This window comes from Jeotgalibacillus sp. R-1-5s-1, assembly GCF_004405105.1.
Lineage (GTDB): Bacteria > Bacillota > Bacilli > Bacillales > Jeotgalibacillaceae > Jeotgalibacillus.
This window is the reverse complement of the sequence record NZ_SORW01000021.1, coordinates 84774-107488: the sequence shown is the minus strand read 5'-3', so window position 1 is coordinate 107488 and position 22715 is coordinate 84774. Positions and strand designations below refer to the sequence as shown.

Sequence of the window (22715 nt, the reverse complement as noted above, 5' to 3'; positions counted from 1 at the left end):
AAAAAGATCTGTTTTTTCTCTTGACTATAATATAGCTGACTTTCCGTGGCCGGGCGGTGAACCCGCTGTGCTTCGCACATCGGTTTCACCTGTCCCTTTCCGCCACAGGAGTCTCCGGGGGAGGACGGTCCTTGGGAGATGTTTAATGATTTTATAAACAAAAAAGAAACAAATGCATGTATACATCTGTTCCTCTACTTTTTGATTTATGAAATCAGTCATCTTTCTTATCCATTAAGAAACGGTATTGATAGAAGTGTTCGGCGAATTCGGTAATTTTTCTTGTGAGCTGGTAGTTTGATACGGCTCCGATTGAGACTGAGATGACCGGGATGTTGGAGATTTTTTTGTTCTGGAAAGAGCGTATGGCGAATGTTTTGATGAGCTGGATGCCCGGTCCTTCAAGCCACTTTTCGTTGATGAGCTCATCATTTTCTGTAAAGAAGTAGTCCAATTTTTTTGAGTCGGCTGTCTGGATGAGATCGTCCCAGGCTTTTCTCTGAAAGCGTTTAGGGAGTGTGGCAGCATGGAAAACTTTTAGCGCAAGGGTCATTTCGTATGGGGTATGTATATCCCTGCCGTATGATGTAGCAATCATCTGGATCGCGCGGATATTCAGGAGCAGCATGGCGATTAGATCTGTCAGGAATGCGACTGTGCCTCCTGTACCGGCTATGCCCCCCTGTACGAAGGAGTAGAGTCTGTGTTTTCCGGTTTGCTGCAGTGACAGGTAATTTAATTGATCGATTGAGAGCTGTTGAAAGTCCTCCAGCTGTTGAATCGTATCGTCGAAAACTCTTGCGGTTTTCATCATTCTCTCCCGTTCATCCTGCGTCAGCTGAAACCCCTGGAGTGTACTATGCATATGAAACAGAGAGGTGTCTATTTTTGAAAAGAGCTCTTTTTTAAATTCTTCGGGTAAAGCGGAGAATGAAAGCTCCAGCCATTTGGCAAAAACATATGAAAGGTCATTTCCATGAATGGATGTCAGCGATTCTCTCCATGAAAGTATTTCTTCGTATACATCTTTCTCTCTATCCGTCCACGACATGTTATCCCCACCTGACGTTTTCCTTTATTATACTATTAAAAAGCAGAAAAAGCCCTTTTGTCTCAAAGTAAGACAAAAGGGCTTTGTTGTGTTTACGTCAAACGTGTCACGTCACGTGCAATCATAACCTCTTCATTGGTCGGGATGACCATCACTTTAACAGGTGAATGAGGATAGTTAATAAACGCTTCCTCTCCACGCGTTTTGTTAAGGGCAGGATCCCAGTAGATACCCATAAATTCAAGGCCTCTTAATACTTCTGCACGAATTACATCGCTGTTTTCACCAATTCCTGCTGTAAAGATGATCGCATCTACACCATTCATACGGGCAGCGTAGGATCCAATGTATTTGTGGATTCGATTTGAAAATACATCAAGCGCCAGTCTTGCGCGTTCGTTTCCTTCAGCTGACTGAAGTTCGATGTCACGAAGGTCACTTGAGAACCCTGATACTCCAAGCATACCTGAACGTTTATTCAGAACGTCAAGCACACCTTCAGCCGTCTGGTTTGTTTTTTCCATGATGAATGGAATTAGCGCCGGGTCAATGTTACCGCTTCGTGTTCCCATCGTTACACCAGCAAGTGGTGTGAAGCCCATGGAAGTATCAATAGAGCGTCCGCCTTCAATCGCTGCGATACTTGCTCCATTTCCAAGGTGGCAGGAAATCAGACGAAGCTGCTCAAGCGGACGGCCTAGCATTTCTGACGCACGTTGAGAAACATACTTATGGGATGTTCCGTGGAAACCGTATTTACGGATTCCAAAATCTTTATAGTAGTCGTAAGGCAGACTGTATAAGAATGAGCTTTCAGGCATTGTCTGATGGAATGCAGTATCAAATACAGCCACTGCAGGTACTTCAGGCAGTACATTGCGGAAAGCTTTAATACCGGTAATGTTTGCAGGGTTATGAAGTGGAGCAAGCTCTGACAGTTCTTCAAACTTCTCAATTGTTTCTTCTGTAATGACAACAGAATCGTTAAATACTTCTCCGCCGTGTACTACGCGGTGTCCGATTCCATCGATTTCATCAAGTGATTTGATAATTCCTGCTGATGTCAGCTTGTCCAAAAGCAATTTAACTGCGACTTCATGGTCTGGAATATCCGTGACTTCCTTTTGTTTTTCACCGTTTACTGAAATCGTGAACACACTATCGTTCAGGCCGATCCGTTCAATAAGGCCTTTTGTAATGACAGTCTCTTCCGGCATTTCAAACAGCTGAAACTTTAGCGATGAACTGCCTGCATTAATGGCAATGACTTTAGTCATGAATGAATTCGCTCCTTTAACAATCTATAAAATTAAAAGCATTATTACATGGTTACCCTGCTTTTTTATTGTTTATCCACGTTCATTTAATCATTGAATGACCAAGGCTTCAAGGAAAAGCTGATGATGGCAACGTTTACACGTTAAAGTGTTTATTTTCAGAACATTTGACAAGGGCTGATCTTTTCATGATATGAGAAGATCAGCACCTCATAAAAGTCCAGCCATTACTTGTTTTCAATCATCCACTGCTGAATTTTGCCCATCATATTCTGAACAGCAACACCGTTACTCAACTTTGGCATTTCTGCGAGCAGTACCTGTTTTGGCGGTTTGATTTCTTCTCCCTGCTTTTGAAGAATGAGAATGCTTTTTGCGGACTGTTCGTTTTTAAATAATGAAGAAGGAAGTTTAATTAACCCCTGTATATGAACAACCTTTTTTAAATAGTCGTGCAGCTGGGAGGACAGAGGTGACTCAAAGATTCCATTAGGCACAAGGAAAAAGAGATAGCCTCCATTTTTCACATGCTGGATGCTCTGCTCAATAAATAAATGATGAGCATAGGAGTGTCCCTCAGGTGCCTGCAGCTCGTAATCGGCCGCTCTCAAATCATTCGGATAATAGCCGACCGGCAAGTCACTGACAACGGCATCAGCCGGATCAATGAACAATGGTTCCAGTGAGTCCTGCGTGTAAAGGTGCAGTGGTTGCTGAGTCAGGTTCGCACCTGCATAAGAAAGACGGATCAGTACTTCATCAATTTCAACACCGTGTGATTCGGCCACTTTTCCATCCAGCTGATTCATAATAGATAAGACAAGGTTACCGGTTCCAAGTGCCGGATCAAGTATTGTCATCTGCTTTTGATTGCCGGTGAATTTATCAAGAAGATACCCAATAACCATGGCAATGGAATCCGGTGTCATCTGGTGATTTGGTTGAATATGTTCTTTCATTCCTTTTAACACAGCGAGCTGGAATCCTTTACGGAGATCGTCACGCTTAAAATTTTCTAATGGATGTTCATGATATTGCTTATCCAATCTTTTTTGCACAAGTGGCTCCAGGGAATCCGAAGCTTCATTTAAAAACCAGCTTTCTCCTGTTTCTGCAAGTGCTTCAAGGTAGGTTACACCCCGTGCATCCTGAATAACAGATGCCGTTTCATTCAGAAAGGTAAAGATTTTTTCGACTGGTGAAACACTCATTCTGTTCACGCCCCTAATCGGTTTTAATCAATGTTTCATTGTAACGTGTCTGTTATGAAAATGAAAGTAAAAAGCCGGCACCCTTGTCAGAAAGGGAGCCGGCTTTCAATGATGAAAGATCAGTTTGCTGATTTTGCTGCTGCAATGGCAGCTTCATAATCCGGGTGGTTCGTCGCTTCAGAAACGTATTCAGCATGAACAACTTTGTCCTCTGTATCAATCACAAATACAGCGCGCGCCAGAAGACGAAGCTCTTCAATGGCAACACCGTACGCTTTACCGAAGGACAGCTCTTTATGGTCGGATAGTGTGATCACATTTTCAAGTCCGTTTGCTCCACACCAGCGTTTTTGCGCGAATGGCAGGTCAACTGAGATCGTCAGAACCTCGACATTATCAAGCTCGCCCGCTTCTTCATTGAAACGTCTTGTCTGCGCATCACATACACCAGTGTCAATTGATGGCACAACACTGATTAGTTTAATTTTTCCAGCAGAATCTTTTAACTGAAATGGTGAAAGATCATTTGCCAGCACTTCGAACGCAGGTGCCTGATCGCCTACCTTCACTTCATTTCCAAGTAATGTGACCGGGTTGTTTTTAAATGTTACAGAAGCCATAAAAAAATCCTCCTTCAATATGTATTCTTTCTCATCATACTGAAAGGAGGGTGGGTTATTCAACTAATGCGTTTCCTCTGAGTGCTGTTTTCTGAACATTTCCTGAATACGGCCAATGGTTTCAGGAGCCATATCCATCAGCTTTTCAAGAAGATGTGTGCCTTCATTCATGTGATGCATCGATACGCCTTCTTTACCGACAATCAAAAAGGCAACCGGTGTAATAGATACGCCACCGCCGCTTCCACCGCCGAAAGGATGTCCTTCCACTGTTTCCTCAAAAGCCGACTGAAACTCACTGCCACCTGCTGCATAGCCGAACCTGACACGTGATACGGTCATGATGGTGCGACCGTCTCCTGTTTCAACCGGATCGCCGATAATCGTATTCACATCAACCATCTCTTTTAACTGTTCCATTGCTGAGGACATGACGCCTTCAATTGGATGTTCCATCTCTTCCACCCGCTTTCTTTTCGATGACCTTATTTCTGATAAGAAATAACAGGCCTGCTTTTATAAGCTGTCCGGCTTTGATAGATCCTATACATGAAAACGCCAGTTGAAATGCCGGTTCGTTAAATGCCGGATAGACATTGCAAGCCGGCTTGCACCGGAACGGCACACACAAACTCATTCCAGTTTGAAGAAATGCCAGTACAGGATATATTATCCCGATTACCAATGCCGTTGTGTCAGCTGAACCTGTTCCCGCCTTCACTCTCAGGTCATACTTTTCAATTGAGATCTTACGGAGCGTCTGTCTTCCCCATGTTCTTAAACCCGTTGTCTCTGCCTTCAGCTGCTTGTATTGATGCACAAGGAGTTTGAAATCATGGACAGTCATTCTTTTTTTCTCACCGTTCACTTTCATTTTTACAGACAGCTTTTGTCCGTATTTAAAAGGGATGATCCATTTTTTTATCCTGATTCCTGCAGCATACAGTTTCAGGACACAAAAAATCCTGTCACGGCCTGTCTGAATGTCAATTGATAATTTAATCTTAATAAACAGAATGATAAGCGGTATAAGCAACAGGAATAGCCAGTTCATTAGCGCCACCTCTTCCTTAATATCCCCTCTACACCAAAAATTATTTCAACTTTACTAACTTACAAAAAAAGGGTGGAGAGCCGTCCAACAGGACTACTCACCACCCGTATTTATGATTGTACGTATGCTGCTTTTTCAGGCTTACCTGCTATAACTGTCCGTTCGTGAATAACGGTTGTATCCGCGAGCAGGTCGTGAATGCCCTGCTTTTTCGGTGTAAATGCAACCACACCGTATAAAAACAGGAAGACCGGCAGACTGAAAAAGGTAATCGCGATGTGAAGGTAGCGTCCAATCAGCTCTCTGAAAAGCACTGTCACCCAGCTTAATTTTTCTGATGGCAATGCAACCACTTTCAGTCCGAAAATCATTTTTCCGAGTGTCTGACCGAGTATTTTAGTCATCAGTACGAAGTAGGCAAAAAAGACAATACCTGTCGCAATATTGATCGGGCTGAACATACCACCTGTCAGGTCAATACCTGCAAGCCGGAAAGCAGGCTCAATGAGCAGACCGTTTAATGCTGCAATGATCAGTAAGTCAAATAAGTAAGCACAAACCCTGATCCAGAAGCCTCCGTAATGCGGCTCATATGTCACCGTAGAAGGAACAGCTTCGGACTGAAGAGTTTCTTGTTCATGATGGTCCATGAAAGTTCCTCCTTTTAGTTGGAATACAAGTACATCGGACGCGGTCCGCCAGTGTTATTCATGATTTCAGATAATATTTGTGTTTCCGGACTGCCAAATAATCTGGATGCCTGATAATTAAACAGAGAGGCGAAATCGTTCGGCATACCGTAACGGATGACCTGGGCATTGCCAATCTCCAGATCCTCTTTTAGTGCTGCGATTACGTCTTCCTCGTAACCGAATTCATCGATCAAGTCGAGTTCGAGTGCCTGAGTACCATTATAAATACGGCCGTCTGCAATCTCTCTTACACGTTCTTCCGGCAGATCACGTCCGTTTGCAATAACATCGACAAATCCCTGATAGGAATCTTCAAGCATGCTTTGTACAATGGCCAGGTCTTCTTCTCTTACTTCCTCAGCCGGGTTTAACATATCTTTAAATTCACCGGAGGTAACGCTGACAAATTCCACACCAAGCTCATCTGCGAGCCCGCTGAAATTAATGCTTTGAAGAATAACACCTAATGATCCCGTCATCGTTTCCCTGCTGGCGAAAATCTTATCTGCTGGTGCCGAAACGTAGTAACCGCCAGATGTGGCCTGAGCCCCCATCGAAACATAGACAGTTTTATCTGTTTCTTCGATAATCTCCACTAGCTTGTCATGAATCTCCGCACTTTCTACGACACCGCCACCTGGCGTATTGACGCTAAGCACAATTCCTTTGATCGATGCATCCTCTTTCACCTGATTAAGCTGATTCATAAAATGGGTATGATTGTACCCGACAGGCCCGAGAAAACCACCTGTATCGCCGGTATCCTGAATCGTCCCGTTCAGCTCAAGCACAGCAATCCTGTCTGAAAAGCTGCCGTCTTCAATGACTTCCTCAGGCAGTCCGTCAAGAGAAGCTGCAGTTGAAAACATTTCTTCAAAATCAGTTGTCAGAGCAACTGAGGCAAAATTAATTCCCGCCGATACAACAAACAGCACAACGGCAATACCTAATGCTATCCATCTTTTTGCTGACATTGTTATAGCCTCCTTTAATCTTTCAAATATCCTTACGTTCGAGTTTTGGATATGTTTCATTTCATGATACACTTTTTGTATGTACATGAATATTGTACAGCACTACATATTGACGCATTCAATTGAACCGGAGGGATCTTTGATGGAACAACGACGAAATATGTATTTTTATGCCCGTAAAGATGACAAAACAAAAGAACAGGTTTCCATGCTTGAAGAACTGGCTGAGCGCTATGGATTTTCTGTTGTCGCTGATTATAAAGAAGCAAATATTATTGTCAGTGTCGGAAGTGACGGTGCATTCCTGCAGGCCGTGAGAAAAACCGGATTCAGACAGGACTGCCTGTACGCCGGCGTATCGACATCACGAAAAAGAAGCCTCTACTGTGACTTCCACATTGATGACGTTTCATCCATGATTGAGGCAATGACTAAAGAACAAATTGAAGTCCGTAAATATCCGACCATCGAAGTCACGGTTGATGATGAAACAAAATTTTTATGCCTGAATGAATTCAGTATCCGGTCAGGCATTATTAAAACATTTGTGATGGATGTCCATATTGATGATCTTCACTTCGAAACTTTCCGCGGTGATGGCATGATTATCTCCACACCTACCGGAAGCTCTGCCTATAATAAATCAGTAGGCGGCGCTGTTGTTGATCCAATGCTTCCATGTATGCAGGTCAGCGAACTCGCCTCCGTGAACAACAACCGCTTCCGTACACTCGGCTCTTCCTTTATCTTGAGCGGACAGCGAAAACTTCGCCTTAGTGTGACGCAGGATGGCAATGACTATCCGGTTATGGGTCTCGATAACGAAGCATTGGGCATCAGCCACGTACAGCACGTTGATCTTGCGCTGAGTGAAAACATTGTTAAAACGGTTAAGCTGAAAGACAATTCCTTCTGGGAAAAGGTGAAGCGGACGTTTTTATAAATAAAGCTTCTAAATATAAACCGGGCTCAATTCACCCTCCGCTTTCCATGGCCGGGCGGTGAACCCGCTGTGCTTCGCACATCGGTTTCACCTGACCCTTCCGCCATAGGAGTCTACGGGTGAATTGAGCCCTTTTATGGAGATAACCTCATTTTCTTAATGATAATTAGTAAAGAAACGTCGCCTAAACTTTATAATGGTAATCGGAGCATGTCACTGGCCCGGTTTTATCTAACTCACACTGCTTTCTTTCTCCTCACCGGCACCTGCATCGCCCACTTCGTTCTCGAAACAGTAAACACAGCAAGCCCCAACCAGATAAAGATAAACGAAATCAGATCTACCGCACTGAAAGGTTCTCCATAAAAAAATACGCCAAGTATCAACGTAATCGTCGGTGCAATGTACTGCAAAAACCCGACCATAAATAACGGAATCCGCTGTGCCCCATTGGCAAAAAGGAGAAGCGGAATCGCTGTAGCCGCACCAGCTGCGACAAGCAGAAAATCAGTCCCAAAAGAAACATTGAACAACGCAAGGTCCCCTGCTGCCCCAAGGTAGCCGAGATATAAAAGAGCAATTGGCATAATCGTCAGCGTTTCAAGTGTCAATCCAATCGCTGCATTTACCTTCAACATTTTTTTCACCAGTCCGTACAGTCCAAATGAAAAAGCAAGGATGAACGCAATCCAGGGAAACTGGCCGTATGAGACAGTTAGAATCAGCACACCGACCAAAGCAAGGATAAAAGAGAGAACCTGTGCCTTACTCATTAATTCCTTCAGCACAATGACACCGAGTAAAACAGACACCAGAGGATTAATGTAGTAACCGAGACTGGCTTCAACCATCTGACCAGAGTTAACCGCCCATATATAAACAAACCAGTTAATACTGATCAGGACCGATGCAGTCACCAGCGCCGCAAATCTCTTTCTCCGCTTCAGAAGTGAGAAGGTCTCACTTCTGAAAGCTTTGAACTGTCTTGTTGCCACCAGTAAAATCAACATGAACCAGAATGACCAGAAAATCCGATTGGCGAGTATTTCATCAGCCGGTACATGCTCCACCAGCTTCCAGTAGATCGGCAATAACCCCCATAATGTATAGGCAAAAGCCGTATAGATGATTCCTTTACGTTCTTCAGTTACCATATTGTTTCTCCAATCATTCGACTTTCTAAATAACGGAACTAATTATACGCCTTCTGACACGGTTGCATCAATGAAACTAGCTTAGGCACGTGAGAACACCGTTTTACCATCTACAACTGTTTTTTCCACCTTCAGCGTCAAAAGCTCATCAGGATGTATAGTAAATGGATCCTTCTCCAGAACTGTAAAGTCAGCGGCAAAACCTTCTTTTAACAAGCCGCGGTCGTTTTCATGATGACACACGTATGCACTGCCTTTTGTAAAAAGAGAAATTGCTTCGTATACAGATAAACATTCGTGCTCCTTATAAACGGTCCGTTCAGGATCACCCGGCTTTGTTCTCGTCACGGCTGCATGAATACCAAGTAACGGATCAAGTGGCTCAATCGGCGCATCAGATCCCGCTGCCAGCGCAATCCCGCGATCGAGAAGCGTTTTCCAGGCATAATTCCACGTCATATTCTCTTCACCAATTCTGTCAATCACCCATGGGAAGTCTGATGGTACAAATCTCGGCTGGATATCGAGCACGATTGGAAGTTTTTCCGCACGTTTGATGAGATCCTCATCTAAAATCTGAGCATGAATCAATCTATCCCGCTCCCCGTTTGACGGATATTCTTCAATGGCATCGAGCATATACTCAAACGCCTGATCACCAATGACGTGAACCGCTACCGGCATATCATACTGGCGCGCTTTATAAACGAGCTGCTTCAGCTTGTCAGGACTGTGAATCGCAACCCCTTTTTCACCCGGCATATCTGCGTACCCGTTTTTAATGAGCGCGGTCCGTCCACCTAACGCGCCGTCAGCAAAAATTTTCATTGCACCAAATTCAACATATCTTGAACCGGAAAGGAAGGAATGTCCCTGCCTGTGCCAGTCCTCAATCACCTGATGATGAACGAGAAGGTGGGCACGGAACGGACGTCCATCCTCTTCAATGATCTTCTGAAACGCACGGTACGTTCTTGTAAAATCACCATAGTAGCTGAGATCTTCCGTATGACCACCTGTCAGTCCAAGCGACCAGGCATGCTCAAGTGCAGTTTTCAACGCTTTTTGAATATATTCATCCTTAATTGGAGGCAGTGCCGGAATCATCAGATCCTGCGCCTGATCCTTTAACTGACCGGTCAAGTAGCCTTTTGCATCACGTTCAATCACGCCACCTTCCGGATCAGGTGTTTCAGCCGTGATTTTCGCCAGCTCAAGTGCCATGGAATTAGCAACAACCGCATGCCGGCAAATTCTTTTTAACAACACAGGGTGGTCAGGGGCAGCCTCATCAAGCTCCTGTGCAGTCAGAACCTGCGCTTCTTCCCACTCATTTTCATTCCAGCCGTCTCCTTGAATCCATTCACCTGCAGGAAGCTCCCGTGCCTTTTCCTTCACGGCCTCCAATACTTCCTGTTTGGACTTCATTGAAGATAAATCAAGTCGGAGCAGGGTTTCCCCGACACCTACAATATGTAAATGACTGTCAACAAACCCGGGGAACAATACGGCTCCATTCAGATCCTGAACGTGGTCAACTTCACCATTTACCAACTTTAATAGCTCTTCTTCCGTTCCAAGCGCAGCAATTTTACCGTTATTCGTCAAAATCGCCTCAACCGTTTCCCCTTCACGCTGCATCGTATAAATCGTGCCATTTTTCCACAACTGCTTCATTCGTCATTCCTCCAGATTTTTCGACTCTAGAAACAGTTTACAAAAGACCCGACAAAAAGAAAAGAGTGTAGAGTTGGGGTCATCCCCCGACTCTACACTCCTTTTATAAATTATTTAGAGTAACCGTTAAGCTGTTGTTCAGCCATCTGAACAAGACGCTTTGTGATTTCTCCTCCTACAGAACCGTTAGCGCGAGCTGTTGAATCAGCTCCAAGCTGAACGCCAAATTCAGTAGCGATTTCGTATTTCATTTGATCCAATGCTTGTTCTACACCTGGAACAAGAAGTTGGTTTGAGCTTCTGTTTGCCATGTGTCTCACCTCCTCTGTGACTATAGAATGTGCAAAAACACACGGCTTATCACTGGTAAATGATACTAATAACAGAAGGGTTTAAAAAAGCTCCTCAAACTTTTGTTCCTGTGCACGGTAACCGACTGTCAGTTTCTCTGACTCAGTCTGCTCAACCGCCTCTTTAATCAAGACTTCAAAATCAACAAAGCTTTCGTAAAACTCGACTTTTTCAAGCTTCGGTTTTGTTTTTGGTGCAGCAGGTGTAAAGATCGTACAGCAGTCTTCATAAGGGAGAATCGACGTTTCGTATGTGCCAATCTCTTTGGCAATGTCGATGATCTCTGTTTTATCAGCTGCAATTAACGGGCGGAGGATCGGCGTGCTGCTGACCGCATTGATCGCTTCCATACTCTCAAGCGTCTGACTGGCTACCTGCCCAAGACTTTCCCCTGTGATGATGGCACGTGAACCTGTTTTTTTACGGATCTCATCTGCAATGCGAAGCATCATTCTTCGCGTAGAGGTCATCGTATAATTTTCCGGAACCTGCTGATGGATTGTCTGCTGAATTTTCGTGAACGGCACAATATGCAATTTAATTGAGCCTGAAAATCCTGATAAGATCGCAGTCAGTTCTTTTACTTTTTCCTTCGCTTTATCGCTTGTAAATGGGGGACTGAAAAAATGAATGGCTTCGATTTCCACGCCACGCTTCATCATCTGATACCCTGCAACCGGGCTGTCGAGTCCGCCTGACAGCATCAGACTTGCCTTATTCCCTGTGCCGATTGGCATTCCACCGGCACCCTGAATTGTTTCAGCAGACAGGTAAACCGCTTCCTCCCTTACCTCAACAACCAGCTCTATATCAGGTTTTTTCATTTCAACCGTTAATCCGTCCACATTTCTTAAAACGTGAGATCCGATTTCAAGATTCAATTCATTCGTATCAAGCGGATATTTTTTATCAGCTCTTCTGGCTTTCACCTTGAAAAGATCTCCTTTGTCTCTAACTGAATTAACAAGTTCAACTGCTTTTTGTTTTACGTCATCGAGGTCTTTTGTTGCCTTAACCACAGGGCTGAATGATTGAATACCGAAAACGGGTTTCAGCCTTGAAATCACCACTTCCGTTTCTGAAGCATCCAAAAGTTCAATATGCATGCGGTCTCTGCCTGAATCAAAGCGGACCGGCTTTAAATCTGACAATGTATTTTTTATATTTTTCTCAAGCTGTGAGATGAAACGGTTACGGTTTTTTCCTTTAGTAGAAATCTCACCGTACCGGATCAGAATTCGCTCAGCGTTCATTTCTTTTCACTCCTTCTAATAAGGGAGGAATGACTTCTTCCCATATCTTTTTAAACTTTTCAAGGTCATTAAGGGATACATCATGCGAAAGACTAATGCGGAAAGCACCTTTAATCACGTCATCACTCAATCCGAGCGCTTTTAAAACATGGCTCTGTTTCGTCATCCTCGATGAGCATGCACTAGATGTTGATAAATAAACACCTTTTTTCTCAAGAGCATGGACAACGACCTCGCCTTTTAAAAGCGGAACTGAAACAGCGAGAATATGCGGTGCCTGGTCTTCAGCTGATAAAACTTCCGCTTCCTCACGTGTTTCAAAAAAAGCTCTTAATAAGTCTCTTCCTTCTATAAGATGTTTCCGATGCTTCTCTAATTGCTCAGTGGCCAGTCTCATCGCTTTAGCCATCGCTACAGTACCAGCTGTATGAACCGTCCCGCTTCTCAAGCCAAACTCCTGACTTCCGCCAAGCATTTGCGATACTAACTGTTGATCTGTATTTAAATAAATCAGGCCTGTCCCTTTTAGTCCATGGAATTTGTGAGCTGACAGTGTTAAGGCATCGATACCCGCTTTGTCAGGATCTATCGGGAGCTTTCCAAATGACTGGACGGCATCTACGTGAAAAATTGCTCTGGATTGGTTTTTAATTACACTACCTGCTTCTCCAATCGGCTGAACAGAACCAATTTCGTTATTCACATGCATGATGGATACAAGAATGGTTTCTTTTTTCAGTGCAGACCTTAACTGATCAATGGAAATAACGCCTTTTTCATCAACCGGCAAATACGTCACGGCGAAACCTTCCTTTTCTAAATGACGAAACACTTCGAGGACAGATGGGTGCTCAATATTCGTTGTAATGAGATGATTTCCACGCGAACGTAAAGACTGGGCAAAACCCTTTATCGCCAGGTTATTGCTTTCCGTCCCACCTGAAGTGAAAATGACTTTTCCACTTCCGTTTAAATACGAAGCAGCAGATTTTCTCGCCATTTCAACCAGCTGAGCAGCTGTTTCCCCCATGCCATGAAGAGAAGAAGGATTGCCGTAATATTGTTCGGTTACTTTTATATAAGATTCCAGCACAGCCGGATCCGGTTTCGTTGTTGCACTATTATCGAGATAAAGCATTTGTCTCACTCTTTCATTTGGTGTACGCAAACCTTATTAATCCTATCATACTAAATGAATGATGTGTGATGAAATCTCCTGTTTGAATACGCCTTCAATATATTGAATTTTCCCCTTATTTAGACTTTTGTTATTTTCGACAAATTTCGATTTTTCTATGTTATGATGTTTCGGTGAAAAAAGTTAGTGCATATATGGAGGGAACTATGACTGGTAGCAAAATAACTTTTGGTAGCGTTCTCACAATTGGACTGATGCTGTTTGCGCTGTTCCTTGGCGCAGGAAACATGATTTTTCCACCCCTGCTCGGTCAGCAGGCTGGTGACCAGAGCTGGGTTGCCATTGCCGGCTTCTTAATTACCGGTGTGGGTCTTCCGTTACTCGGTGTCATTGCGATTGCAAAATCCGGAGGCAGTCCTCAGATTCTGGCAAGTCGTGTACACCCAATTTTCGGAATAATCTTTACAATCACATTGTATTTAGCAATCGGTCCTTTTTTTGGGATACCGCGTACCGCAACTGTATCTTATGAAATCGGAATTTTGCCATTTTTACCTGAATCAATGGGCGGCGGATGGACATTAATGCTGTCTTCCTTTGTGTTCTTCGCGATCACGGCTTATCTGGCATTAAATCCAACAAAACTTGTTGATCGTATCGGCAAATATTTAACACCAGCACTTGTGGTAATTTTAACAGTGTTAGTAGCCGGAGCATTTTTCACGCCAATGGGTGAACGTGGAGAAGCTGTTGCCGCTTACGAATCCTCACCATTTTTTGCAGGGTTTCTCGAAGGCTATCTGACACTGGACGCCATCGCGGCACTTGTTTTTGCACTGGTGGTCATTTCAGCTGTGAAAGACCGTGGAATTACTGATCAGCGCCTTGTTGTCAGAGTGACCATTCTTGCAGGTGTCATCGCTGCAACCGGACTTGCGTTGGTCTACATTGCACTTAGTCACCTCGGTGCAACAAGCATTGGTGCCATTGGTACTCAGGATAACGGAGGAGCGATTCTTTCAGCGTCTGCGGCCTATCTATACGGATCGAGCGGCGCCGTTATTTTAGGCTTAGCGATTACCGCGGCCTGTCTGACAACATCCATTGGGCTTGTTGCATCTGTATCAACTTATTTCTCAAAAATCGTACCGAACATTCCTTATAAAGGCTTTGTCTTTATTTTTTCAGGATTCAGTATGATTGTCGCAAACATCGGCTTAACCCAGCTGATTGCTGTATCGGTACCGGTACTCGTGATGATTTATCCCGTTGCCATTGTGTTAATGGTGCTGGCATTTCTTCATAACATCATTAACGGCTATCGTGCTGTATACATTGGTGCGATTATTCCAACCGGGATCATCGGAATCGCTGACGGCCTAGCTGCTGCAGGATTTGCAGGCAACCCACTCAGCTCGATGCTGGCATTCCTTCCATTAATGGAGCAGACAGTCGGCTGGATGATTCCAGCTGTAATCGGAGGAATCATCGGATACTTGATCGCTGTTTCATTCAGTCACACAAAAAGAACAGCGGCAAGCTTGAAGAGCACGTAATGCATAAATAATTAGGTATAAAAAAGAGGTGTCCGCGGACACCTCTTTTTTATACGTGCTGTTCCTTTAAATCATCAATTTTCTTTAATACTCCAGGCTCCACTTTCTCAATCGTTTCTGCAGCCTGCTCCAGCGCTTCCTGATACTGACCTCGTCTGAACAGCATCTCTGCCTCATTTAATCCAATAAAAACAACTTCATTTTTACTTCTGTAGCGGTTTCCATACTGGATGACCCGTTCAGCAGATTCGGCGGCATTCATCATATCAGAAGTATTTTCTTCAAACGCTTCTGTCATACGCTCTGCTGAGGAGGAATGCTGACTGATCAGTTTCATATTCATCGGACGCTCAGTCAGCAGACGATCAATCTGCTCAAGCTGATTGTTCACTTCCTTCAACTCCATATGCCAGTAATCCGGGATTTTCGGAAGGTTTTTTTGAGATACAAGCTTAACGAGTTCTTTCAGCTTTTTAAAGCATTTATCCTGAAGCTCACGAACTGTAATTTCATCACTTCTCAGCTTCTGAAGCTGGCTTGAAGAATTCTTTTGCTGTTCTTCAATTTCTGCGAGTTCAGTTTCAAGTTTTTCAGCCTCTACTGCCAAAATCGTAAAGGCGGTTTCTCCCTCTTTGCGGCGATCTGTCATTAAATGAAACTCTCTAGTGATCCGCTCAAGCTGTTTTTCATGGTCTTTCGGAAGATCAAGATTCGTCTGATCCAGTTGATATCCCTGGCGGACATAATCTACTTCCCTCGTCAGTTCTTCGTTGCGCTTTACAGTCTCTTTCAGCTTTTCTGACAGTGGCGCTAACTTTTCATTCAGCTTTGATCTCGCTTCCAGTTCATCCTCAAGCTGATCATAAAATTGATCTAAAGTGTCCTGAACGGACTGACGAATGTCATCCGCCTCATCCAGTTCAAGACGAAGCAGATGTTTTTGAGCCAGTCCAATTTGTGATTCCAGCTCCGGATCGGCCTTTTCAAACCCGAGATGGGACAAAGGAAATCCCTTATCAGACATTTCGTTAAAGCCATCCTTCAGCTCTGAACGCTGGGAAGGAAGCGAATACTGCACTTCATCATTCAAAGATGGCAAACGTTCAATAATAGACTGAATGTCATTGATTTCCTGTACCAGCGCCAATACAAGCTCTCTTGCCTGAAGATAGTTCCCTTCTCCCGTGAGAGACTGATACTCGTCAAGCTTCGGTTCCACTGCGTAAATCTTTCGCTCAAGCGCTTCAGCAGATTTACCAAACGAATGGCGCTCTGCCATCAGACGGGAACGGGATTCTTTAAATACTTGTTGAATGTATTCCATTTCTTCGCGGTTCTTTTCATCACTGCCCATTAAATCTTCAAGTTCCTGAAGAATTACATTCATCTGTTCCTCTGCAATTTTCAATTCTTCCTCAATTGCTTCACGAACTTTTTTTGATTTATTAAATCTGAATTTATCAATATGTTCTTCTGCGTCAAACAGAAGCGAATCAACCTCGGCAAGCTTTTCATCCACGATATACGTCCAGGAATCTCTCCATTTTTCAAACAGTTCTTCTGTCTGTCCGTTCATATTCAACTGTTTGACTTTGGTCATTTCCTCAAGTACGGGACGATGCTGAATATCAAGCTTCTGTTCTTCAAGAACATCGACCTCTTTATATTGCTTTTTGCGCCAAAAAAAGGCTGTACCGATTAAAATTAACGCGAATAGGACGGATCCAATTATGTACTCCATCTCTTGCCTCCTGTTCAATCCTGCTGACGATTTATGTAAAAGTCTCTGTTTCAAAAAGTATAGTGACTTTATGATACCATGTTATTAGTGATAATTCTTGTTTTTTCTTATATTTTTGACATGACTTTTTTCATATCATTTTTTTATGAAAGGGAGTAATTCATCATGCCTTTTAGAGATGGACATATTCATTCCCCGTACTGTCCTCACGGTTCACGGGATTCGTTTCACCAATATATTGAGCGTGCGATTACACTTGGATATAAAGAGATTTCATTTATGGAACACGCTCCGCTGCCGGAAGGATTCACAGATCCCGTTCCAGATCAGGACAGCGGTATGAATCCGGATGATCTTGAAAAATATTTAAGTGAACTGTCGGATCTCAAAAAACAATATAAAAGAGACCTGATCATTCATACAGGTCTCGAAGTGGATTTTATAGAAGGATTTGAAGCACAAACGACGGACTTTTTAAACCGTTACGGTCATGAACTGGACGATTCCATTCTTTCTGTTCATTTTTTAAAAAGCGAAAAAAGCTATGTATGTATGGATTTTGATCCTGATGCATTTAAAACATTAATTGACAGCCAGGGGACGGTCGATCACGTTCATTCGCTTTATTATAAAACAGTATTAAATTCTATCGAGGCAGATTTGGGCCATCATAAGCCTCGGAGAATCGGTCATATCACGCTGGCCAATAAATTCCGGAAACTTTATCCCCCCGAATCAGGTCACGAGCACGAAATCGACCTGATCCTGCAGGCGATAAAAAAGAACAACCTTGAACTGGACTATAACGGGGCCGGGACTGTTAAACCTTATTGTCTGGAAGTATACCCGCCGTCACCTGTTGCGTTAAAAGCAAAGAAACTTGGCATCCCATTAATTTACGGCTCTGATGCCCACACAGCATCGGGCCTTAATCAAGGTGCAGATCAGCTGATTGCGCTTAAACCGTAACAGGACGTCACGCTCATAAACCACTTATCCATTGCATCCATATATCTTTCGGAGAAATATGTCTCTGAAGTATGAACATTCCACAGCTCACGCACAGACTGTCCCTGTAAAAAGGGAGCAGTAATCATCGATGACAGCTGAATCAGGAAAAAGGAAGGGGGAAGTTTAAAACTGATCCCCCTTTCAATATCCTCAGCCATCATCATCTTCCATAAGTATTGTTCTTTCCTTAAGTAACTTGCTGTCATCTCCCGAATCAGTTGATTATCCATCGTGATCTCTCTCCAGGCAAACCTGGCAAAACGGTGATGCTGCTGCTGAAACAAAACGGCTCTTCTCGCAGCGGCCATGACAAATGACTTCTCTCCCCTCAAATCCAATGACCCCTCTAAAACAGCCAAATAAGGTTCAAAAAAGGCAATCAGGCATTCTTCCAGGAGACCTTTTTTTCCTGAAAAATAGTAAGAGACGGTCGCGACATTGACTTCTGCGGCGGCTGAAATTTCCCTGACACTGGTGGCATGAAAACCTTTCGTATAAAACAAGTCTACTGCTGCGGTCATGACCTCTGACTTAGTTTCCCGTTGAAGCACTGCCATTTATATAACCTGCCCTTCAAATAAATTGATTCCACTCATTGTCTGTGATACAAATATAATATTATCTATCTTCTACCATTCTGCATTCAGGTGATTGATCCTTCATAAACCTTTCATCAAATAGCGGGATGATTCTCAGAAGAATAAAACTTTTATCGAAATGAAGGTGAGCTTATATGTTTACTGTCGAAATGTATAAAGGATCAAAAGAAGAGCAATATAGCCTGCTTCACAAACAATTGAAAGCGCTGCTTGAAGGAGAAGATAATGCCATTGCCAATTTAAGCAATGCTTCTGCCCTTCTTAATCAGTTTCTTCAAGAGACAAACTGGGTCGGATTTTATTTGCGAGAAAACGACGGACTCGTTCTCGGACCATTTCAGGGTCTTCCTGCCTGCGTGAGAATTCCATTTGGTAAAGGGGTTTGCGGGACCTCAGCAGCTGAAAACCGCACGCTTCGTGTAGAGGATGTTCATGCATTTCCGGGACATATCGCATGCGATGCTGCCTCTCAATCTGAAATTGTCGTGCCGATTGTTAAAGATGGGGAAGTTGTAGGGGTACTCGATATCGACAGCCCGATCAAAAACCGCTTTGATGAAACGGACCAGCAGGAGCTTGAGAAGTTTGTAGAGATCTTGCAGGAGTTTATTTAATTTCTGAAATACTGACTAGATAAACCGTGCCGGGTCATTCCTGCGCTTTCCTTGTCCAGCTGCGGCGACTAGCCCCTCGAGGTCATAAGTCAGGGCTGGAGGAGTCGTCTCCGCTTTTCGAAGGCCGTGCAGTGAGCCAGCTTGCGCGACGCTGGCTCACCTGTCGCTTCTCTGCCGCATGAGTCTCAGGAAAGACCCGGCACTTATTGTCTATTCATGTTCTAAACATTATCTTTAAAGTCCATTATATAAAAAAGGTGATCCCGCTTGATGGATCACCTTTTTTAATTTATTGCATCTGCACAGCTCTCTTTTCTACTTTCTTAAAGGCCTGTTCAAGATCTTCGCAAATATCTTCCCATGATTCCAGGCCGACGGAGAGTCTTAGCAGTGAATCTGTAATGCCCATTTTCCCCCTGACCTCAGGCGGAACAACGGAGTGGGTCATGGTCGATGGGTGTTGAATGAGCGTTTCGGCGTCGCCCAGGCTGACTGCAATTTTGATCATGTTAAGCTCATCCATAAACGCCTGAGCCATTTCTTTTGTTCCGTTAATTTCAAACGCCAAAATACCACCTGGACGTTTCATTTGATCTTTCGCCATTCGGAATGATGGATGGTCAGCATCACCTGGATAATGGATTGCCTGAACCATTGAGTGAGACTTCAGATACGATGCAATTTTCTCTGCATTATCACAGTGACGATCCATTCTGACAGCAAGCGTTTTAATTCCTCTGATCAGAAGCCACGCATCAAAAGGGGACATAATTCCACCGATATCCTTCTGGGTTGTCATTCTGATTTCCTGCATCTCTTCAGCAGATTTACCAACAAGCAGACCTCCAACAACATCACCGTGCCCGCAGATGTATTTGGTTGCACTATGCAAGACAAAATCCGCGCCAAGTTTGATTGGATTCTGAAGATAAGGCGAACTGAACGTATTATCGACAACCACCGGGATCTCAAGCTCCAGTGCGACCTGACAGACCATCTTCAAATCGATACATTCCATCGTCGGGTTGATTGGCGTTTCCACATATATACAGGCTGTATTCTCAGTAAGCGCTTGTCTGAGCAATTTTTCAGATGACATATCCGCATATTCATGTGTAATCGAGAATTTCTTCTCCATCATTTCCAAAAGCCCAAACGTACAGCCGTATACCCCTCTTGAACAGACGACATGGTCCCCGCTTTTCAGCAGATGGAACAGCACAGCAGATACAGCAGCCATTCCCGATCCAAACGCAAGCGCTCCTTCACCGTGCTCAAGTGTCATGATTCTATCTTCCAGCACCTTAACAGTCGGATTGCCAAGACGGGAATAAATATATCCTTCTTCTTCGCCCGCAAAACGCTTTTCACCCTGCGCAGCGTTTTCGAATGTGAATGTAGACGTTTGAAAAAGCGGAGGTGTAAGTGATCCCTGATACCGGGATGAATCATATCCTGTGTGAACTACCTCAGTTTCAAACCGCTTTCTATTCCTCTCCATAAGTGCTCCCCCTAAAATGTAATCGCTTACATCTTTATTCTACCTTTTTCCTTATTGTATTCAAAGAGAAGAAATATGCAGATATTTGCAATACAGCTGATATGTGTAATCGACTGGCTTCCTATGCGGAAACCATTTTCTTCTTCATAAAAAAACCGGAACGGCTCAAAAAGAGAGCTGTTCCGGTCTGTTTTCATTATTCAATAGATCCTTACTGCATCACCTGAAGCATAGGATACTTTATTTTTACCTGTGTTTTTTGATTCGTAAAGTGCAATATCCGCTCTTTTAACCAGATTAATCATAGAGAATCCTTGACCCGCTTTCCAACCCGCAACACCGCAGGAAATGGTGATTGCCGGGTCTGTATGCTGTGGCGCACTCATCCGTATGGAGTCAGTCAGCTCGATCCCCTCTTCAAGCGTCAGGTTTCTAAAATACAGCGCCAATTCTTCCCCACCCCAACGCGCACTGATGGAGGAATCATTTTCAAAACTGGATAACAGTCTGGCAAGCTGAATGATGACCTGATCTCCTACCTGGTGTCCGTGTGTATCGTTTACTTTTTTAAAGTTATCAATATCAATCAGAACAAATACTCCACACTCATCCTGATCAATAGAACGTTCCACAAACTGATCCAGGTAATGGCGGGAATACAGTTTTGTTAAGTGATCCCTGTTAATCATCTCCTGCATCTCGGCGCGTAACATGGAGTTGATAAGGGCTAATGCAGAATGATGAATAATTGACTTGAACAATTTAAACATATCAAAAGAGAAAGAATACGGTTGCTCATGCAGCACAACACAAAAGCCTTTCAATTCATTTAAATGAACCATCGGGACCGCCATGACAGAACGATACACAGGTTGCTTTGATAATGAGCCCTGATAATCAGCAGTGTAGACTGCTTCTGCACCGTCCTCAAACTGATTTTTCAGATTAAGCATGTATTCCTGGCTTTCCTGTTTATAAAAGAAATCACAGCTGCCATCCAGCACCTTCAATTCATTCTGATCGGTCAGAACGAAACCGATTTTCGAAGGTTTCAGACACGTTCTTAGCTGTTTATGAAGGTAATTCATCATTTCTTTCATGTTGAGATTCGAATTCAACTGATGAGACAGATCATTGATCAGACTTAAATCTTCTATCAGCCTTCTTGACTGCTGATAAAGCTTTGCATTTTCGAGCGCATTCCCCGCTGTTAATGATAATACCTTGATAAATTCCTGCTCGTGATCTTTAAAAGGCACCTGTGATTTCTTAACGGTCTTGAGCAATCCGTAGACACCCTGCTTTCCTTTTAAAGGAGAGTACAGAGCTGCCGGTGATCCCTGATCATCGTAGGATAATTCAGACGAAACAAATGCATGCATGATAGCAGGATTTTCTGTCTGATAATCGAGGTATTCAATTGGCAGATCCGTCTGTTTGTCATATTCATCAGAAAGAAGAAGCGTAAAAGAATGCTGAGGAAAAGTCGATTTTAATGAATTAATGATTTTACCCAGTATTTCATTGACATCCATAATGGAGTTAAATGCTTCTGTCACCTCAAATAATTCGTGGTATCTTTTTCTCTCTGTTGAAGTGGCGATCATTTTCCTAACGTTCTGATAGAGCACCGTTATATCGCATGCCATAACCGTCAGCAGCTTGTTGTCCTGCACCCACTTCGCATCCGGCACAGGTCTCAGGCCGACAATCCCCATTAAAACATCCCCGTCGTAACAGGGAATTAAAATATCTCCTTCTACTAAATAATGAAGGCCGGACCCTGCCTTTACAAAAGGTTCATCTTGCATTTTATTTAAGATGTCCAGACTGTCTGCCAACCTGATTTTTTCTGATTCATTAAAAACGTACAATTGGCGGTCGTTCTTATATAAGTAAAAGGTTTTCTCTATGTCGAATTCCTGGATCAGCAAAGCCGTCAGCTGACGGTACCAATTACGTATCGATGTTTCTCCCGCCATTGAATTCGATAGAATCTCAAAGATTCCCGCTTTAAAACGGTCCATAAACGGCTTCAGCGTTTCCATCATTCCACCTTCATCCCTTTTAATATCAACCTTTTGCCTCAATTTCGTAATATAACTTTTTATTTATTTATTTTTCAGATATTTACAAATATTTATTATATCACAATTCCCAGCTATTTCTACATAAAAAATATTATAATGATAGACAAAATACTTCGTTTATCGTATTTTTAGGGGATGCTAAATAGATCGATTCATGGATGATCTGTTGAAATCACCCTTGACATGAATCTTTCTGAGATGTATGATG

General features: G+C 43.4%; 21 protein-coding genes. 4 read left to right on the top strand and 17 right to left on the bottom strand.

Annotated features, from left to right (window positions below; translation table 11 throughout):
• Positions 1-214 precede the first annotated feature (214 nt).
• From E2491_RS08985 to sppA, 8 genes are all read right to left on the bottom strand, one after another.
• A complete protein-coding gene (locus tag E2491_RS08985) occupies positions 215-1051 on the bottom strand; it encodes an EcsC family protein (RefSeq protein WP_134375105.1) in 837 nt (278 codons plus the stop codon).
• Positions 1052-1143: 92 nt separating this feature from the next.
• The gene (locus E2491_RS08980; protein ID WP_134375103.1) at positions 1144-2328 is read right to left on the bottom strand and encodes an acetate kinase; all 1185 of its coding nucleotides are present in this window, start codon (positions 2326-2328) and stop codon (positions 1144-1146) included.
• Positions 2329-2555: 227 nt separating this feature from the next.
• Positions 2556-3539 carry a class I SAM-dependent methyltransferase gene (locus tag E2491_RS08975; protein WP_134375101.1) on the bottom strand — a complete coding sequence of 328 codons (984 nt, stop codon included), beginning with the start codon at positions 3537-3539 and terminating at the stop codon, positions 2556-2558.
• 119 nt (positions 3540-3658) lie between these two features.
• Positions 3659-4159 (bottom strand): thiol peroxidase, encoded by a 501-nt coding sequence (tpx, locus tag E2491_RS08970; protein WP_134375099.1) that lies wholly within the window; start codon positions 4157-4159, stop codon positions 3659-3661.
• Positions 4160-4222: 63 nt separating this feature from the next.
• Complete coding sequence (gene ytfJ, locus E2491_RS08965) at positions 4223-4615, bottom strand: GerW family sporulation protein (RefSeq protein WP_134375097.1); 393 nt, start codon at positions 4613-4615, stop codon at positions 4223-4225.
• A complete protein-coding gene (locus tag E2491_RS08960; RefSeq protein WP_134375095.1) occupies positions 4599-5213 on the bottom strand; it encodes a DUF2953 domain-containing protein in 615 nt (204 codons plus the stop codon). Before E2491_RS08960 ends, ytfJ begins: the two co-directional genes overlap by 17 nt.
• Positions 5214-5323: 110 nt before the next feature.
• Positions 5324-5863: an RDD family protein gene (locus E2491_RS08955; RefSeq protein WP_134375093.1), complete on the bottom strand. Its 540-nt coding sequence runs from the start codon at positions 5861-5863 to the stop codon at positions 5324-5326.
• Between the two features lie 14 nt (positions 5864-5877).
• A complete protein-coding gene (gene sppA, locus E2491_RS08950; protein ID WP_134375091.1) occupies positions 5878-6879 on the bottom strand; it encodes a signal peptide peptidase SppA in 1002 nt (333 codons plus the stop codon).
• Positions 6880-7021: 142 nt separating this feature from the next.
• Between sppA and E2491_RS08945 the strand changes: the two genes are divergently transcribed.
• Complete coding sequence (locus tag E2491_RS08945; RefSeq protein WP_134375089.1) at positions 7022-7822, top strand: NAD kinase; 801 nt, start codon at positions 7022-7024, stop codon at positions 7820-7822.
• 236 nt (positions 7823-8058) lie between these two features.
• Here E2491_RS08945 and rarD read toward each other — a convergent pair whose 3' ends face one another.
• The 5 genes from rarD to E2491_RS08920 all read right to left on the bottom strand — a co-directional run bounded on the left by rarD (position 8059) and on the right by E2491_RS08920 (position 13425).
• The gene (gene rarD, locus E2491_RS08940; RefSeq protein WP_134375087.1) at positions 8059-8976 is read right to left on the bottom strand and encodes an EamA family transporter RarD; all 918 of its coding nucleotides are present in this window, start codon (positions 8974-8976) and stop codon (positions 8059-8061) included.
• Positions 8977-9057: 81 nt separating this feature from the next.
• Positions 9058-10653 carry an amidohydrolase gene (locus tag E2491_RS08935; protein ID WP_134375085.1) on the bottom strand — a complete coding sequence of 532 codons (1596 nt, stop codon included), beginning with the start codon at positions 10651-10653 and terminating at the stop codon, positions 9058-9060.
• A 110-nt stretch (positions 10654-10763) separates the two neighbouring features.
• Positions 10764-10964: an alpha/beta-type small acid-soluble spore protein gene (locus tag E2491_RS08930; RefSeq protein ID WP_134375083.1), complete on the bottom strand. Its 201-nt coding sequence runs from the start codon at positions 10962-10964 to the stop codon at positions 10764-10766.
• Between the two features lie 81 nt (positions 10965-11045).
• Complete coding sequence (thiI, locus tag E2491_RS08925; RefSeq protein WP_134375081.1) at positions 11046-12257, bottom strand: tRNA uracil 4-sulfurtransferase ThiI; 1212 nt, start codon at positions 12255-12257, stop codon at positions 11046-11048.
• Positions 12247-13425 (bottom strand): cysteine desulfurase family protein, encoded by a 1179-nt coding sequence (locus tag E2491_RS08920; RefSeq protein ID WP_244093923.1) that lies wholly within the window; start codon positions 13423-13425, stop codon positions 12247-12249. Before E2491_RS08920 ends, thiI begins: the two co-directional genes overlap by 11 nt.
• Before the next feature lie 176 nt (positions 13426-13601).
• Between E2491_RS08920 and brnQ the strand changes: the two genes are divergently transcribed.
• Complete coding sequence (brnQ, locus tag E2491_RS08915; RefSeq protein WP_134375078.1) at positions 13602-14951, top strand: branched-chain amino acid transport system II carrier protein; 1350 nt, start codon at positions 13602-13604, stop codon at positions 14949-14951.
• 49 nt (positions 14952-15000) lie between these two features.
• On the opposite strand, the gene E2491_RS08910 is transcribed toward brnQ, so the two are convergent.
• A complete protein-coding gene (locus E2491_RS08910) occupies positions 15001-16692 on the bottom strand; it encodes a septation ring formation regulator EzrA (RefSeq protein ID WP_134375076.1) in 1692 nt (563 codons plus the stop codon).
• Positions 16693-16857: 165 nt separating this feature from the next.
• Between E2491_RS08910 and hisJ the strand changes: the two genes are divergently transcribed.
• Entirely contained in the window at positions 16858-17661 is an 804-nt protein-coding gene (gene hisJ / locus E2491_RS08905) for a histidinol-phosphatase HisJ (protein ID WP_134375074.1), read from the top strand.
• Here the strand turns inward: hisJ and refZ are convergent.
• Positions 17637-18260, bottom strand: coding sequence for a forespore capture DNA-binding protein RefZ (refZ, locus tag E2491_RS08900; protein ID WP_134375072.1), 624 nt, complete (start codon positions 18258-18260; stop codon positions 17637-17639). The two genes, hisJ and refZ, sit on opposite strands and share 25 nt — an antisense overlap.
• Before the next feature lie 176 nt (positions 18261-18436).
• Between refZ and E2491_RS08895 the strand changes: the two genes are divergently transcribed.
• A complete protein-coding gene (locus E2491_RS08895; protein ID WP_134375070.1) occupies positions 18437-18916 on the top strand; it encodes a GAF domain-containing protein in 480 nt (159 codons plus the stop codon).
• 289 nt (positions 18917-19205) lie between these two features.
• Here E2491_RS08895 and megL read toward each other — a convergent pair whose 3' ends face one another.
• Complete coding sequence (megL, locus tag E2491_RS08890) at positions 19206-20417, bottom strand: methionine gamma-lyase (protein ID WP_134375068.1); 1212 nt, start codon at positions 20415-20417, stop codon at positions 19206-19208.
• 200 nt (positions 20418-20617) lie between these two features.
• Positions 20618-22468: a sensor domain-containing diguanylate cyclase gene (locus E2491_RS08885; protein ID WP_134375066.1), complete on the bottom strand. Its 1851-nt coding sequence runs from the start codon at positions 22466-22468 to the stop codon at positions 20618-20620.
• Positions 22469-22715 lie beyond the last annotated feature (247 nt).

Bases quoted from the DNA above. Each gene is read 5' to 3' on its own strand.
- E2491_RS08930 (WP_134375083.1), bottom strand. From the start codon at position 10,964: ATGGCAAACAGAAGCTCAAACCAACTTCTTGTTCCAGGTGTAGAACAA.
- E2491_RS08955 (WP_134375093.1), bottom strand. From the start codon at position 5,863: ATGGACCATCATGAACAAGAAACTCTTCAGTCCGAAGCTGTTCCTTCT.
- sppA (WP_134375091.1), bottom strand. From the start codon at position 6,879: ATGTCAGCAAAAAGATGGATAGCATTAGGTATTGCCGTTGTGCTGTTT.
- E2491_RS08975 (WP_134375101.1), bottom strand. From the start codon at position 3,539: ATGAGTGTTTCACCAGTCGAAAAAATCTTTACCTTTCTGAATGAAACG.
- refZ (WP_134375072.1), bottom strand. From the start codon at position 18,260: ATGGCAGTGCTTCAACGGGAAACTAAGTCAGAGGTCATGACCGCAGCA.
- E2491_RS08895 (WP_134375070.1), top strand. From the start codon at position 18,437: ATGTTTACTGTCGAAATGTATAAAGGATCAAAAGAAGAGCAATATAGC.
- E2491_RS08985 (WP_134375105.1), bottom strand. From the start codon at position 1,051: ATGTCGTGGACGGATAGAGAGAAAGATGTATACGAAGAAATACTTTCA.
- E2491_RS08935 (WP_134375085.1), bottom strand. From the start codon at position 10,653: ATGAAGCAGTTGTGGAAAAATGGCACGATTTATACGATGCAGCGTGAA.
- E2491_RS08910 (WP_134375076.1), bottom strand. From the start codon at position 16,692: ATGGAGTACATAATTGGATCCGTCCTATTCGCGTTAATTTTAATCGGT.
- megL (WP_134375068.1), bottom strand. From the start codon at position 20,417: ATGGAGAGGAATAGAAAGCGGTTTGAAACTGAGGTAGTTCACACAGGA.
- hisJ (WP_134375074.1), top strand. From the start codon at position 16,858: ATGCCTTTTAGAGATGGACATATTCATTCCCCGTACTGTCCTCACGGT.
- E2491_RS08980 (WP_134375103.1), bottom strand. From the start codon at position 2,328: ATGACTAAAGTCATTGCCATTAATGCAGGCAGTTCATCGCTAAAGTTT.
- E2491_RS08960 (WP_134375095.1), bottom strand. From the start codon at position 5,213: ATGAACTGGCTATTCCTGTTGCTTATACCGCTTATCATTCTGTTTATT.
- tpx (WP_134375099.1), bottom strand. From the start codon at position 4,159: ATGGCTTCTGTAACATTTAAAAACAACCCGGTCACATTACTTGGAAAT.
- ytfJ (WP_134375097.1), bottom strand. From the start codon at position 4,615: ATGGAACATCCAATTGAAGGCGTCATGTCCTCAGCAATGGAACAGTTA.
- brnQ (WP_134375078.1), top strand. From the start codon at position 13,602: ATGACTGGTAGCAAAATAACTTTTGGTAGCGTTCTCACAATTGGACTG.
- E2491_RS08885 (WP_134375066.1), bottom strand. From the start codon at position 22,468: ATGATGGAAACGCTGAAGCCGTTTATGGACCGTTTTAAAGCGGGAATC.
- E2491_RS08945 (WP_134375089.1), top strand. From the start codon at position 7,022: ATGGAACAACGACGAAATATGTATTTTTATGCCCGTAAAGATGACAAA.
- rarD (WP_134375087.1), bottom strand. From the start codon at position 8,976: ATGGTAACTGAAGAACGTAAAGGAATCATCTATACGGCTTTTGCCTAT.
- thiI (WP_134375081.1), bottom strand. From the start codon at position 12,257: ATGAACGCTGAGCGAATTCTGATCCGGTACGGTGAGATTTCTACTAAA.